This is a genomic window from Inquilinus ginsengisoli (assembly GCF_031453975.1).
In the GTDB taxonomy this organism is placed as follows: Bacteria; Pseudomonadota; Alphaproteobacteria; order DSM-16000; family Inquilinaceae; genus Inquilinus; species Inquilinus ginsengisoli_A.
In genome coordinates, this window is the sequence record NZ_JAVDPW010000003.1 from 108,943 (window position 1) to 123,367 (window position 14,425).

Annotated in this window: 14 protein-coding genes; 3 read left to right on the forward strand and 11 right to left on the reverse strand. The window is 71.2% G+C overall.

Annotated elements, in window-relative coordinates; all coding sequences use genetic code 11:
* The first annotated feature begins 220 nt into the window (after positions 1 to 220).
* On the forward strand, positions 221 to 907 hold the full coding sequence (locus tag E9232_RS08185; RefSeq protein WP_309793288.1) for a TetR/AcrR family transcriptional regulator: 687 nt from the start codon (positions 221 to 223) through the stop codon (positions 905 to 907).
* Here E9232_RS08185 and E9232_RS08190 read toward each other — a convergent pair.
* The 5 genes from E9232_RS08190 to E9232_RS08210 form a co-directional block, all read right to left on the reverse strand.
* Positions 852 to 1,721 (reverse strand): MipA/OmpV family protein, encoded by an 870-nt coding sequence (locus E9232_RS08190; protein WP_309793289.1) that lies wholly within the window; start codon positions 1,719 to 1,721, stop codon positions 852 to 854. The genes E9232_RS08185 and E9232_RS08190 overlap by 56 nt on opposite strands.
* 61 nt (positions 1,722 to 1,782) lie before the next feature.
* Positions 1,783 to 3,162 carry a sensor histidine kinase gene (locus E9232_RS08195; RefSeq protein ID WP_309793290.1) on the reverse strand — a complete coding sequence of 460 codons (1,380 nt, stop codon included), beginning with the start codon at positions 3,160 to 3,162 and terminating at the stop codon, positions 1,783 to 1,785.
* Positions 3,162 to 3,908 (reverse strand): response regulator, encoded by a 747-nt coding sequence (locus E9232_RS08200; protein ID WP_309793291.1) that lies wholly within the window; start codon positions 3,906 to 3,908, stop codon positions 3,162 to 3,164. The genes E9232_RS08195 and E9232_RS08200 overlap by 1 nt, the downstream gene beginning before the upstream one ends.
* 84 nt (positions 3,909 to 3,992) lie before the next feature.
* Entirely contained in the window at positions 3,993 to 4,367 is a 375-nt protein-coding gene (locus E9232_RS08205) for a RidA family protein (RefSeq protein ID WP_309793292.1), read from the reverse strand.
* Between the two features lie 26 nt (positions 4,368 to 4,393).
* Positions 4,394 to 5,299, reverse strand: coding sequence for an arginase family protein (locus tag E9232_RS08210; protein ID WP_309793293.1), 906 nt, complete (start codon positions 5,297 to 5,299; stop codon positions 4,394 to 4,396).
* 111 nt (positions 5,300 to 5,410) lie between these two features.
* Here E9232_RS08210 and E9232_RS08215 point away from each other — a divergent pair, with 111 nt between their 5' ends.
* Together E9232_RS08215 and E9232_RS08220 are read left to right on the forward strand one after the other, a co-directional pair.
* Positions 5,411 to 6,310 carry a LysR family transcriptional regulator gene (locus tag E9232_RS08215; protein ID WP_309793295.1) on the forward strand — a complete coding sequence of 300 codons (900 nt, stop codon included), beginning with the start codon at positions 5,411 to 5,413 and terminating at the stop codon, positions 6,308 to 6,310.
* Positions 6,311 to 6,566: 256 nt separating this feature from the next.
* Entirely contained in the window at positions 6,567 to 7,451 is an 885-nt protein-coding gene (locus E9232_RS08220; protein ID WP_309793297.1) for a hypothetical protein, read from the forward strand.
* Positions 7,452 to 7,545: 94 nt separating this feature from the next.
* On the opposite strand, the gene E9232_RS08225 is transcribed toward E9232_RS08220, so the two are convergent.
* The 6 genes from E9232_RS08225 to E9232_RS08250 form a co-directional block, all read right to left on the reverse strand.
* A complete protein-coding gene (locus E9232_RS08225; protein ID WP_309793298.1) occupies positions 7,546 to 8,466 on the reverse strand; it encodes a DMT family transporter in 921 nt (306 codons plus the stop codon).
* Between the two features lie 102 nt (positions 8,467 to 8,568).
* A complete protein-coding gene (locus tag E9232_RS08230) occupies positions 8,569 to 9,798 on the reverse strand; it encodes a Gfo/Idh/MocA family protein (protein ID WP_309793301.1) in 1,230 nt (409 codons plus the stop codon).
* A 26-nt stretch (positions 9,799 to 9,824) separates the two neighbouring features.
* Entirely contained in the window at positions 9,825 to 10,652 is an 828-nt protein-coding gene (locus E9232_RS08235; protein ID WP_309793302.1) for a sugar phosphate isomerase/epimerase family protein, read from the reverse strand.
* Between the two features lie 3 nt (positions 10,653 to 10,655).
* The gene (locus E9232_RS08240) at positions 10,656 to 12,077 is read right to left on the reverse strand and encodes an enolase-like domain-containing protein (RefSeq protein ID WP_309793303.1); all 1,422 of its coding nucleotides are present in this window, start codon (positions 12,075 to 12,077) and stop codon (positions 10,656 to 10,658) included.
* A gap of 4 nt (positions 12,078 to 12,081) precedes the next feature.
* A complete protein-coding gene (locus tag E9232_RS08245) occupies positions 12,082 to 13,251 on the reverse strand; it encodes a dihydrodipicolinate synthase family protein (protein WP_309793304.1) in 1,170 nt (389 codons plus the stop codon).
* A 3-nt stretch (positions 13,252 to 13,254) separates the two neighbouring features.
* Positions 13,255 to 14,406: a Gfo/Idh/MocA family protein gene (locus tag E9232_RS08250; protein WP_309793305.1), complete on the reverse strand. Its 1,152-nt coding sequence runs from the start codon at positions 14,404 to 14,406 to the stop codon at positions 13,255 to 13,257.
* Positions 14,407 to 14,425 lie beyond the last annotated feature (19 nt).

Consider the following 14,425-nt stretch of genomic DNA (forward strand, 5'->3'; position numbering starts at 1 on the left):
GCGAAAACCGGCCCGGCCGGCTCACCCGGCCGCGCCGGTTGCCCCGGTTCTGGACGCTGCTGTTCAGGTTCCGGCGGCGGACGGCGCGGGGCCATCGGGGATGCCGAACCCGACGATGGAGACGGACTCGATCCTGGCGGCTGGCTCCCGGGCCTCCTTGCACCGGGCCAGGGATACGACTAATTCGTCAAATTCCCGATTCGGATTGCCGCACCGCCCCATGACCGATCGCCGAAGCCCGCCGATCTCCTCGCGAAAGCAGCCGCAGCAGGCCCGCTCGGCGGTGCTGGTGGCGGCGATCCTGGATGCGGCGGTTCAGGTTCTGGCGAAGGAAGGCGCCCGGCGCTTCACCACCGCGCGGGTGGCCGAGCGGGCCGGGGTCAGCGTCGGGTCGGTGTACCAGTACTTCCCGAACAAGGCCGCCATCCTGTTCCGGCTGCAGAGCGACGAGTGGCGCCAGACCACCGAGATGATGTGCGGCATCCTCGAGGACACCGCGACGCCGCCGCCGGACCGGCTGCGTAGCCTGGTCCACGCCTTCCTGCGCTCGGAATGCGACGAGGCCGAGGTCCGGGTCGCGCTCAACGACGCCGCCCCGCTGTACCGCGATGCGCCCGAGGCGGGGGAGGTGAGGGCGGCCGGACGCCGCGCGGTCGAGGCCTTCATGCGCGAGGCGCTGCCCGAGGCGGCGGACCCAACCCGCGACCTGGCCCGCGACCTGGCCCGCGACCTGATCATGACGACGCTGAGCGAGGTCGGCAAAAGCTTCTCGGAAACGCCCCGGACCCCGGCGGAGATCGAGACCTATGCCGAGGCCCTGGCCGACATGCTCTGCGCCTATCTCGGCGGCCTCAGAACCGGTAGCCGACCGCGAGCGCGACCGAGGGCTGCACCCGGCTCTCGGTGATCGGGCTGTCGGCCGCATCGCCGAGCAGGACGCCGACCCCGACATTCGCCGTCGCGAACCAGCTTTCGGAGATCGCCCAGTTGAGGCCGACGCGGAAATCGACGCTCTTGAACCCGGCCCCGGCGTCGAAGCGCTCCAGCCCCGAGCTGCGGGACTGCGCCGTCGAGACGCCGAAGAAGGTCTGCATAGTGTCGTCGTCGGCCCAGGTGGCGGAGACGCCGGATGTGAGCTTCCAGGTCGCGGACAGCGGAACCTGCACCGACACGCTGGGCCGGACCTGCAGCCCGTCGCTGCCGCCGAAATCCTTGGAGAGGTCGATGCCGAGCTGCAGCATGCCGAAGGAATAGGACCCGAAGACATGGCCGCGCGCGGCCGTGTCGATATCGCCCAGGCCCTTCAGATGGTCCTCGTCGTCCTCGTTCCGGCCGGGGGCAAGGCCGACCGAGACGCCCAGCTTGAGGGCCCCGCTGCGCACCACGTTGACGCCGATCCCGCGCTCCATGTCGAGGAAGACCCGGTCCCGCCAGTCGATCGCGACGAAGGGCAGCGGCGACACCGAGACCTTGTCGGAGCCCTGGTAGCTCGGCCCGACCCGGACGCCGCCGCCGAGGACGAAGGTCCAGTCCTTGCCGCCGGGATCGACCGCCTCCGGGGTGTCCTCCGGCTGGCCGCGGATCAGGTCCTGGGCCCCCACCGGCGTGCTGGTCGCGAACAGCACCAGGCACGCCCCGGCCAGGGCGAACGGCGCACCAGTCCTGCCCCGGCGGATACTTGGCCGTGCAAAAGAAACAGCAGTCGACAGAAGCGCCGTCATTCGGTTTATCCCCGTGGCTCGAAAGAGCTGCGAGAATAAGAGCCGGCGGGACGGGAGGGTTTTAAGTTGCGTTAAGAGATGTTGCGGGCGCCGGTGGGCAGAGACCGGATGGATCACGCGGCAGCGACATCCGGACGATCAGGCCATGCGGCAGGCGGTCGAGCAGTTCGATACTGCCGCCATGCCCGCGAACCACGTCGCGCGCGATCGACAGACCCAGCCCGAAACCGCGGCCTGCCGTCGCCGGCCGGGTCTCGTCGCCCTTGAAGAAGGGATCGAATACCTTCTCGCGCAGCGGCGCGGGAATGCCCGGACCGTCATCCGCCACCTCGATCTCCGCGATGCCGTCCGCGCCGACCCGCAAGTCGACCCGCACCGCCGACCCATGCTGGACGCCGTTGTCGACCACGTTGCTGACCGCGCGGGTCAGCGCATGGGGCCGGCAGACCCAGCCCAGCCGCGACGGCCCGGCATAGGTGACGCCGTGCCCGACATCGCCGAATTCGGTGCAGACCGTCCGCAGCAGGCTCGACAGGTCGACCCGCGACATCCGCTCTTCCCGGGCCCCCGGCTGCAGATACTCCAGCGTTTCGTCGAGCATGCCGCTGATCCGCACCACCTCGTGCAGGACGCCGTCGCGCAGTTCCGGGTCATCGATCCGTTCGGCGCGCAGCCGCAGGCGGGTCAGCGGCGTCCGCAGGTCGTGGCTGATCGCGGCCAGCATGCGGGTGCGGTCGTCGATCAGGGCCCGGATGCGCGTGCGCATGGTGTTCAGGGCGTCGGCCAGCCGGCCGATCTCGTCCGGTCCCCGGCGGCTGAGCCGTCGGTCGTCATCGGGCGAGCGCCCGAAGGAATCGGCCGCGATCCCCAGCGCCGACAGCGGCGCGATGATCCAGCGGACCGCATAGATCGAGAGGAACAGCACGAACACGATCATCGTGATGATGATCAGCACCGTGGGCTTGAGGATGACCAGCCACTGGCCGGCCATGGTCGGCGCGGCGAACAGCAGTGCGGACCGATCGTCGAGCTGCACCACCAGCCGGGGGCGGCCGCCGGGAGGGAACGTGCCGCCCCACGCCTGGATGCCCCAGCCGGATCTCAGTTGATAGGCGATCACGCTGGACAGGATCGGCGTGGGCGGGTCGTCGGGCTGGACCGCCAGTTCGGCCAGCGGCACCTGGATGACATCGGCGCCGGCCCGCCGGGCGACGCCGAGGATCATGTCGGCCTCTTCCGGGGTCTTGGCGCTCTGAACCAGCTGGGTGATCTTGGCGAACCCCATCGCGGAGAGTGAAATTCCGTCCCGCGCGTCGGGGTCCCTGAAGAACAGGAACAGGACGGTGCCGGTCAGTCCGATGCCGAGCAGCATCGAGGCGACGACGATCCCGGTGATCTGGCTGACGATGCTGCGCGGGATCAGGCGAGGCCGGAATCGCATCAGGCCTGCTCCACCGGTTCGGTGAACATGTAGCCGCCCAGGCGCACGGTCTTGATGTAGCGCGGGTTGTCGGGGTCCGGCTCGATCTTCTGCCGGATCCGGCTGACATGGACGTCGATGCTGCGCTGGATCGGGCTGGCCAGGCCGCTGTGCGTCAGCTCGATCAGCTGGTCGCGCGACAGCACCTGGCCGGGGTGCCGGCACAGGGCCGCCAGCAGGTCGAACTCGACGCTGGTCATGGCGACCTGCAGCCCGTCGGGGTCGTGCAGCTGCCGCGACGCCGGGTCGATCCGCCAGCCGGCGAAGCGCAGCGGGCGCGTGCGGCCGCCGCCGGTCCCGCCCTGGGCGCGCCGCAGCAGCGCCCGGATGCGCGCCACCAGCTCGCGGGAATCGAACGGCTTGGGCAGGTAGTCGTCGGCCCCGATCTCCAGCCCGACGATGCGGTCGACCGCGTCGCCGCGGGCCGTCACCATGATGATCGGGATCGCCGACGCCGTCCGCAGCCGGCGGCAGATGCTCAGGCCGTCCTCTCCCGGCAGCATGATGTCGAGCACGACCAGGTCGACCTTGTCCCTGGCCAGCACCCCGTCCATCCCGGCCGCGTCGGTCACGCCGGAGACGGTGAAGCCGCTCTCCGACAGCACGCCCTGCAGCATCCGGGAGATCTCGAGATCGTCCTCGACGAGCAGCACATGCGCCGGCCGCGCCGGCTCGGCCGGCGACAGGGTCTTCAAGGGTCCCACCATGGCGGCATCCTCGCAGCGGGCGGGCCGGCGATCATCCCTGCAAATGTTATTTTTTGTGTCTTGCATCCGGTCGCAGCCCGATCGCTAGCGCACCGCGATGGCCTCGACCTCGACCCGGTATTGCGGCGCGGCCAGCGCCTTGACCACCACCAGCGTGACCGCCGGCGGCGGCGACGTCGGCATCCGGGCGGTGTACACCGCCATGAAGCCGGGGATGTCGGCCTCCTCGGTGAGGAAGACGGTCAGCTTGGCGACATCCGCCATGGTCATGGCCGCGGCGGACAGCACCAGGCGCAGATTCTCGAACGCGACCTCGGCCTGCGCCGCGATGCCGTCGGCCCGCGCGGACCCGACCGCCACCTGGCCGGAGACGTAGAGCGTGCGGGACCCGGTGGCCACCATGCCCTGGCTGTAGGTCGGCATCGGCGGAACCCCCGGCCGGTTGACGGCTTCGAGCATGGCGGTCTCCTTCCTCGTGGGGGGTATCAGCGCGACGGCGACCCGAGCAGGGGCAGCTGCGCCAGCATCGTCCGCAACGCCAGGGAATCCCAGGGCAGATGCTCGGTGATCCCCAGCCCGACCACGTCCACAGCCTTGGACGCATCCGCGAACAGCCGGACGATCTGGTCCATCGTCATCCGGCCGCGGGGAATGCCGTCGAGCGCCGGCGAGGCCGGGTCGGGATTCGCGAACAGCAGGGACCGGAACAGGGTCGGGTCGAGGATATCCAGGTCGAAATGGATCGCCAGGTGCCGGGCGCCGATCGATTTCAGCCACTCCAGCACCGGCTCGCTGGTCTCCGCGAGATCGGCCGGGCCGACGCTGCGCAGGTTCAGCCGCTGGAAGAACGCCGTCTCCATCGCGCGGACCGCCGGCAGCGCCTCCAGCGTGTCCTGGCGGCCGGCGAACATCACGTTCTGCGGCTTGATCGGCCGCTTCACCGCCGCGACGAAATCGGCCTCGCCTTCGCCCAGCAGGTTGCCCATGACCATGGCATGGGCGTTCTCGTACTCCCGCGGGGTGATCACATCCGGGTGGGTGTCGACCCACAGCACCGCCAGGTCGCCGTCATAGCGCTCGTTGAGATAGGCGAAGGGCGCCAGGTCGACCAGGCAGTCGCCGCCCAGCACCACCAGTCGGTCGGGCCGGTGCTTGTCGATCAGGCGGCGGGCATCGGCCAGCTGGGCCAGCAGCGCCGCGCGCCCGACGATGCCGTTCTCGGCCGTGAGCGGAGTGCCATCGGGCGGTGTGACGCTGACCTGCTCGACCGGCCCGGTGGCCTCGGGCGCCAGCCAGGACAGCAGCTGGGCGCCGAAGACATAGGGCGGGTTGTTGCCGCCCTGCCATTGGGGGAAGAGCAGCCGCAGGGTGGTGTCGCCGGTGCCGGTCATCGGATGTCCTTGTGTCAGATAGGGGGTTCGCCAGCCTTCATATAGGGTGTCAATTGGCGAACAGGATTCTACACTGACACGACGACGGTTCCTGATGATCCCCGAGGCGACATGGCACTGCGCGCGAATCTGAACGAGGTCCTGGTCTTCCTGGCGGTGGTCGATGCCGGAAGCTTCGTCGCCGGCGGGCAGGCGATGGGCCTGACCCGGTCGGCGGCGGGCAAGGCGGTGGGCCGGCTGGAGGACAGGCTGGGCGCCCGACTGCTGAACCGCACGACGCGGACGCTCAGCCTCACCGATGAGGGCCGGGTGTTCTACGACCGGGGGCAGCGCATCCTGGCGGCGGTCGACGAGGCCGAGGCCAGCGTGGCCGGGAATGCCGGCACGCCGCGCGGGCTGCTGCGGCTCACCGTCCCGGACGCTTTCGGGCGGATGGTCATCCTGCCGCTGCTGGCGCGGTATCTCGCGGCCTGGCCCGAGCTTCAGGTCGAGGTCAGCTTCACCGACCGAAGGGCGGACATCGTCGAGGAGGGCTTCGACCTGGCGGTGCGGATCGGGGGCGCGACTTCGGATTCGCGGCTGGTGTCCCGCGTGGTGGGCCGGCACCGGGCGGTGCTGTGCGCCGCGCCGTCCTACATCGCCGCCCGCGGCGAACCGGCCGGCATCGACGACCTCGAACGGCATGACCGCCTGATCTTCCGCAGCCGCGGCCGCAGCCACATCTGGCGGTTCCGCGACGACGACGGCGGCTGGGCCCGGGTGCAGGGCAGCGGCCGGCTGCGGCTGGACAGCGGCGAAGCCCTGCGCGACGCCGCCGTCGCCGGGCTCGGCCTCGCCCTGCTGCCGGACTTCCTGGTGGCGGGGGACGTGGCCGCCGGCCGCCTGCGGCACCTGCTGCCCGGCCTCGACGCCGGGGACGTCGAGATCCTCGCGATCTATCCCAGCCGGCGCCTGCTGGAACCCCGGGTCCGCCGCTTCATCGACCTCATGGTGGCGGAACTCGGGGGCTGACGGCATGGGGCGGGGGGCTGGGACGGGAAGCCAGGCAACGTTCAGATTGCCTCTCCCGCCAGGCGGGAGAGGCCGGGCTCGCGTAGCGAGACCGGGTGAGGGCCGGCCCAGGCCTCGACAAAGAACCCTCACCCGGAGCCGCTTCGCGTCTCCGACCTCTCCCGTGATCCCCGGGTCAAGCCCGGGGAGGAGAGGCAATCGGCATTAACACAATGTGCATTGTGTTAAGCGGAACGACTCGTTCATGATACGTTCCATGAAAACGCCACCAGAAGGTTTCGACATCCAGGCCCATTGCCGCAGCCTCGCGCTGCAGCAGATGGAGATGCTCACCGAGATCGCCGAGATCAGCCTGCAGCTGGTCAGGGGCGAGGGCGCCCGTGCCCTCGACGCCCAGGCCCAGGTGAGGGCCGCGGCGCCCGGGACCGACGAGGCCGCGGCCGCGAGGGCCGAGGCGCGCGAGGCCGGGCTGGCCTTCACCCGCTTCTCCCGCACGGTGCACCAATCCCTGGCCCAGCGCGCCCGCGCCGCCGACAAGCTGTGCGCCCAGGACCGGGCCGAGACCCCCGACCGCTTGGCCGCCCGCAAGGCCCGCCGCGACCGCCACCGCGACGAGGTCCAGGACACCCTGCAGGACATGATCTGCGAGGAGATCGAGGATGAGGGCCGCTTCAACGCCCTGAAGGATGATCTCGAGGAGCGGGTCGATGGGCTCTACGAGGACCAGGATGTCCAGGTCGAGGACCGGCCGGTGGGGTCGGTGATGGCGGGGGTGGCCTGCGGCCTCGGCCTGTCCGAGACCTGGCAGCGCTGGCGCGGCGAGGAATGGCCGGCCACGCCGCGCCCCAGGCGGCCGGCGGGCAGCCCGGCGGAGATCCAGGCGATCCGGGCCAAGCGCCGGAAGGCGGTGACCGCCGCGGTCGAGCGCGACTTTGCGGAATGCGCCGATCCCGCCTGGATCCCGGGGCTCCGGGCCGGGCTGGCGGTGCGGCTGCAGGAGGCGGATGCGGTCGAGATGCTCGACACCGAGACCATCGCCACCGCCGCCCACCGCCTCTGCCGGTCGCTTGGGCTCAGCCCGATGGTCTATGGCTTCAAACCGAAGGCCCTGGACGCCCCGGACGCTCCAGACACCGGGTGACGGATAGGGCGGGGCCACCCCCTCTCCCCTCTCCTTGGGGAGAGGGAGGGGCCCGGCCCGCTTGGGCCGGGAGGGTGAGGGGGAGAGCCGGCCCTCAGGCCGCGGCGCGTCGGCGGCGGTTGGCCGAGGAGACGATGGCGATGCCGCCCAGCACCACCAGGCCGCCGAGGATCTCGCGCGGGCCCGCCGGCTCGTGCAGCACGACGAGGCCCAGCAGCAGGGTCCAGACCGGGGTGAGGTAGGCGTTCATCGACCCCAAGGTCGGGCCGGCGATGCGCAGGATCTGCATGTACAGCGCGATCGGCACCGCGGTGGCGAAGATGCCGAAGGCCGCCAGCTCGGCGGCATGGGCCGGCACCGCGGCGAAGGCGGACGGGCCGGTGACGGCCAGCACGATCGCCAGGCTGGGCAGGCCGGAGAACAGCTGCTGGCCCAGCGCCAGCCGCACCGGCTGCGGCGCCGGGATGCCGCGGACATAGATCACGCCGATGGCGTAGCTGGCGGCGGTCACCGCCATCGCCAGCGGGCCGAACAGCCCGCCGGGGCTGTCGGCGAAGGCGGCGGGGCCCAGCAGGATGGCCATGCCGGCGAAACCGACCAGCACGCCGCCGGCGCGCCGGCCGGTCAGCCTCTGGTCGGGGAACAGCAGATGCGCCAGCACCGCCACCATCAGCGGGCTCGACGCCGCGATCAGCACCGCCAGCCCGGCGGTGGTGTCGGCCAGGGCATAGGCGGTCAGCGTGTTCGGGATGATGCCCTGGAAGATGCCCAGCACCAGCCAGTCGCGCCATTCCCGGCCGCGCGGCAGGATGTTCTGCCCGCGCGCCAGCAGCCACAGCGCCAGCAGCCCGCCGCCCATCACGCCGCGGATCGCGGTCAGCGGCATCGGCGCGAACTCCACCGCCAGCACCTTGGTCAGCAGATACCCGGTGCCCCACAGGAACGAGCACAGCAGCAGCAGCCCCAGCAGCGGGGCGCCGGCGCGCGACGCGGCGGTGTCGGCAGCCGGGCTCATGCGCGCCCGCCCCGCCTGGTTTCGAGATGACTCATACGCGGCTTCCCCCCTGGGCCGGCAAGGTGGCCGAAAACCGGCCGGGCGGGAAGAGCCGGAGTGGGATCACCCCGCCAGCAGCGGGGCCACCGCGACGCTGCGGCCGGTGTCGATGCTCTCCAGCGCCGCGACGCCGCACAGCACCGCCAGGGCGCCGGCGCGGGCGTCGGCGCGCAGGCCCAGCGGGTCTTCGATTCCCGGCCGGAACAGCATCGCCTGCATCTTGGGGTCGCCGCCCCAATGGCCGCCCGGTTCCTGCGGCACCCAGATGTGCTCGACCGCGCCGAAGTTGCGCATCAGCAGGATCTCGTCGGCCGGCGGCGTGGCCCAGGGCTGGCGCTCGAACTGTCGCACCTCGATCCGCCCCTTGGTGCCGTTGAAGGCCAGGTGGTGGCCCTCGATCGGCATGAAGGTGTTGAGCGAGTAGGAGACCTGGACGCCGTTCTTGTAGCGCAGCGCCGCACTCATCGTGTCGGGGATGTCGATGTCCTCGCGGAACACGCAGGCGTCTCTGATATAGCCGTCCTCGCGCGACGGGTCCTCGTACAGCATGGTCAGCCAGGCGTCGGAGGCGAGGTCCATGTGGAAGTCGCATTCGCCGGCATGCGGGCAGGTCTTGCAGCGGGTGCCGCGGAACGGGCCCTTGCGGCCGTAGTGGCGCAGCTCGCCGCGGGCGAACACCTCCTCGGGCTCCGAGGCCAGGTACCAGTTCAGCAGGTCGAAATGGTGGGTCGCCTTGTGCACGAACAGACTGCCGGAATTGGCGCGGTAGGCATGCCAGCGGCGGAAGTAGTCCGCCCCATGCTTGGTGTCGAGATACCAGTGGAAGTCGACCGACACGACCTCGCCGATCGCGCCCTCCAGCAGCAACTGCTTGATCCGCCGCGAGGTCGGGGCGTAGCGGTAGTTGAAGGTGACGTCGACCCGGCGGCCGGTCCGCTTCTCCGCCTCCAGGATGCGGCGGCACTTCTCCGCCGTGGTCGTCATCGGCTTCTCGGTGATGGCGTCGACCCCGGCCTCCAGCGCCTGGACGATGTGGTCGTCATGCGCGCTGTCGCGGCTGCACACCATCAGCCGGTCCGGCCGGGTCTCGCGCAGCATGGCGCCGAGATCGGTGAAGACCGGCGCGTCGACGCCGATCGCCGCCCGCGCCCGCTCCAGCCGCAGCGGGTTCTGGTCGCACAGCCCGACCATCTCGACCACGTCGCCGACCTGGGCCAGCAATTCCTTGCCCCAGGTTCCGGCGCCGCGATGGCCGGTTCCGATCAGCGCGACCCTCGTCTTGCCTTCGCCCATCCTCGCCTCTCTCACAACATGTCCGGTTACAGCGTGCAGAGCGTCTCGTAGCGCTCGACGCAGGTCTTCAGCACCTCGTCGCCGGGGCGCTTCCACCAGGTCTCGGCCGAGAAGATCTCGACCTCCTGCGGCCCGGCATAGCCGGCGGCCTCGATCGCGGCGCGGATGCCGCGCAGGTCGATCACCCCATCGCCCATCATGCCGCGGTCCAGCAGCAGGTCCGTGGTCGGCACCAGCCAGTCGCAGATGTGGTGCGCCAGGATCTGGCCGCCCGCGCCCGCCCGGGCGATCTGCGGCATCAGCTCCGGGTCCCACCAGACATGGTAGACGTCGATGGCGACGCCGACGCCGTCGCCCAAGAGGTCGCAGATGTCCAGCGCCTGCTTCAGCGTGTTCACGCAGGCGCGGTCCGCGGCGTACATCGGGTGCAGCGGTTCGATCGCCAGCGGGATGCCGCTGGCCCGGGCATGCGGCAGGATGGCGGCGATGCCGTCGGCCACCATCTCGCGGGCGGCGGCGATGTCGCGCGATCCGGCCGGCAGGCCGCCCACCACCAGCACCAGGCAGTCGGCGCCCAGCGCCGCCGCCTCGTCGACCGCGCGCAGGTTGTCGTCGATCGCGGCCTTGCGGGCCTCGGGGTCGCCGGCCGGGAACATGCCGCCGCGGCACAGTCCGGTGACCTGGAAAGCGTTGTCGCGAACGATGCGGGCGGCCTCGCCCAGGCCGATCTTCTGCACCTGGTCGCGCCACGGCGCGATCGCGGTGATGCCGTGCGTCAGGCAGGCCTCGGCCGCCTGGCGCATGTCCCATTGCATGCGGGTGGTGGCGAGGTTGATCGACAGACCTTCAGCCATGGATCAGATCTCCGTCGGTCCGTCGGCCATCGCCGACCAGTCGGGGGTGATGGCGGTGCCCAGGCCGCGCGCGGCCAGCACCGAGCCGATGGCCAGGCGCCCGCCGCGGATGCTCAGTCGGGTGCGGCCGCCGGATGCGGCGTAGAGGTCGGGGTGGGCGGCCAGGAAGGCCTGCTGTTCGGCCGCCGGGGCGCCGGCCATGCCGTCGACATAGTGGTGGCCGTTGCGCTCGACATGGCCGGCGCCGACCAGCGCGGCCAGCACCAGGTCCTGCTGCAGGGCGACGCCGCCCTGGGTGGTCAGATCCTCGGTCGACAGGAAGAAGCGGGTGCCGCTCTCGGCGCTCCACTTGGCGATCCGGGCGCGGTTCAAGAGCGCGCGGTAGACGCCCTTGCAGGATTTCGACGACACGCCGCGATAGCCCAGCGCCCGGGCCCGCGGGAAGGCGCCGATCTCGGCATCGGATTCGTCGATCTCGACCGGCACGCGCTCCGCCAAGGCATGGATCGGTTCGGCCAGGGCGCGGGCCCGGGCGATCGGCTGCTCCAGGAACAGCACGGCGGCGCGCAGCCGGGCCAGGCGAGGGTCGGCGGCGAAGCGGTCCCAGAACTCGACCACCGGGCCGGCCTCGGCGAACTGCTCGTTGCCGTCAAGCGTGGCGCGATAATGGGGCAGGGTGTCGAGCACCGCGGCGATCCGGCCCAGCCGGTCGAGGTCGGCATCGGCCCGGCCGCTCAGCTTCAGCTTGAAGTGGCTGTGGCCATAGGCGGCGACCGCCTGCTCCAGGCTCTGCGGCAGGCCGTCCTCCAGCCGCTCGGCGGCCGGGATCTCGGCGGTGGTGATCGGGTCGGCGAGGCCGATGGTGTGGCGGGCGTGCAGGGTCTCGGCCGGCGACAGCCCGGCCAGGAACAGGCCGAGGTCGAACTCGGCCAGGTCAGGCGCGGTGGCGGCGTCCAGGCCCATGCGGTTGGTGCGGACGGCGGTGACCGAGTCGGTGCCCTCCAGCCGGCACAGCGCGTCGAGGATGGCGCGGTCGAACAGGGCCAGGCCGAAGGAGGCGAGCAGCCCGCCCAGGCCCTCGGCGGCGCAGGCGGCGTGCTGGCGCGGCTCCAGCGCCGTGTGCAGGGCGAAGGCCGAGGCTGGGGCCGCGTCGCGATGCAGCCCGGCGGCGATGGCGAGGGACCGGCGCAGCTGGTCGAAGTTCTGCGCCTCGGTCAGGGCCGGGTCCTTGTCGAACCATTTCGGCACCAGCAGCTCGGCGGCCTGGCCCTCGGCGCGGCGTCCGTCCGCGGTCTCGACCACCAGCCGCAGGAAGGCCTGCGGCGCCCCGGTCACCGTGGTGGCGCCGAAGCGGAACGGCAGCCGGAACCGCACCGGCCGCTCGCGCAGCCGGGCCTCGACCACGCGCAGGCGGGGAGCGGTCACGGCCTCACTCCACCCCGCCCACGGCCAGCACCTTGCGCATGCGTTGGGCGGCGAGGTCCGGATCGCGCAGCACGCGGGCGGCGTCGGCCAGGCGGAACAGCTCGGCCAGATGGGGCAGCGACCGGGTGCTCTGCTGGCCGCCGATCATCAGGAAATGGTCCTGCAGCCCGTTGAGATAGGCCAGGAACACCACCCCGGTCTTGTAGAAGCGGGTCGGCGCCTTGAAGATGTGACGGCTCAGCGGCACGGTCGGCGCCAGGATGGCGTGGAACCCGGCCTCGTCCCCGGCCGCCAGCCGGGCCAGCCCGGCCGAGGCCGCCGGTGCGATGGCGTCGAAGATGCCCAGCAGCGCGTCGGAATAGCCCTGGTCGTCGCCGGCGATCAGCTCGGCGTAGTTGAAGTCGTCGCCGGTGTACATGCGCACGCCCTGCGGCAGGCGGCGGCGCATCGCGATCTCCTTCTCCTTCGACAGCAGCGAGATCTTGATGCCGTCGACCTTGGTGGCGTTGTCGCGGATCACCGCCAGGCAGGTGTCCATCGCCCTGTTATGGTCGGCATCGCCCCAATAGCCGGCCAGGGCCGGGTCGAACATCTCGCCCAGCCAGTGCAGGATCACCGGCTGCTTCACCTGGGCCAGGATCCGGCCATAGACCCTGGCATAGTCGTCCGGTCCCTTGGCCACGGCGGCCAGGGCCCGGCTGGCCATCAGGATCACCCGGCCGCCCAGGCCTTCCACCGCCTCGATCTGCTGCTCATAGGCGGCGATGACGTCGGCGACGGTGACGCCGGGGCCGGGCGGCAAATGATCGGTGCCGGCGCCGCAGGCGATGACGGCCCCCGGCCGCTCCTTCGCCCCGGCCAGGGCCCGGCCGATCAGCGCCTTGGCGGTCGGCCAGTCCAGCCCCATGCCGCGCTGGGCGGTGTCCATCGCCTCGGCGATGCCGAGCCCGAGGTCCCAGAGATAGTGGCGGAAGGCCAGGGTGCGGTCCCAGTCGACCGCGATGTCCAGCCAGGGGTCGTTGTCGGCCAGCGGGTCGGCCACGACATGCGCCGCGGCATAGGCGACCCGGTTGAAAGCGGGGGCGCTACCCGGTGCCGGCATCGGCAGCGGCGCGTTGCGGATGCTGTAGCTTTCGAGACCGCCGCCGTTGCGGGGAAGGGTGAGGGCGGCCATGGCTCAGCGCTCCAGCGCCGGCAGGTCGACCCAGCGCCGCTCGGCCCAGCTCTGCAGCCCGGCCTCGGCCAGCTGCACGCCCTTGACGCCCTGCCACAGATCGTATTTCCACGGCGTGCCGGCGACGACGTGGCGGATGAAATCCTCCCACTGCGCCTTGAAGCCGTTGTCGTAGACCGTGTTGTCCGGCACCTCTTCCCACTGGTCGAGGAACTTCATGGTCTGCGGCACGTCGGGGTTCCACACCGGGCGCGGCGTGTTCACCCGGTGCTGGGTGTAGCAGCGGGTCAGCCCGGCCACGGCCGAGCCATGGGTGCCGTCGACCTGGAAGGTGACCAGGTCGTCGCGCCGCACCCGCACCGCCCAGGAGGAGTTGATGTGGGCGACCACGCCGCCCTCGAGCTGGAAGGTGGCATAGGCGGCGTCGTCGGCATCGGCGTCGTAGCGGCGGCCACCCTCGTCCACCCGTTCCGGGATATGGGTGGCACCGAGGCAGCTGACCGACTTGACCTCGCCGAACAGGTTGTCCAGCACGTAGCGCCAGTGGCACAGCATGTCGAGGATGATGCCGCCGCCATCGGCCTTGCGGTAGTTCCAGCTCGGCCGCTGCGCCGCCTGCCAGTCGCCCTCGAACACCCAGTAGCCGAACTCGCCGCGCACCGAGAAGATCCGGCCGAAGAAGCCGGCATCGCGCAGCATGCGGATCTTCTGCAGCCCGGGCAGGTACAGCTTGTCCTGCACCACGCCGTGGCGGATGCCGCGGGCAGTGGCCAGGCGGGCGACCGAGGTCGCATCCGCCAGGGTCTCGGCGATCGGCTTCTCGCAATAGATGTGCTTGCCGGCGTCGATGGCGCGGCTCAGCAGCTCGGTCCGCATCTGGGTCGAGCCGGCGTCGAAGAACACGGTGTCGTCGGGCGAGGCCAGGGCCTTGCCGAGGTCGGCGGTCCAGCGGGCGATGCCGTGGCGCTTCGCCAGCTCCTCGACCTTCTCGGCGTTGCGGCCGACCAGGATCGGGTCGGGCATCACCTTGTCGCCGTTGGGCAGCACCACGCCGCCCTGGTCGCGGATGGCGCAGATCGACCGCACCAGATGCTGGTTGTAGCCCATGCGTCCGGTGATGCCGTGCATGATGATGCCGAGGCGCTGGGTGGCCATTCCGGTCTTCCCTCCCGAT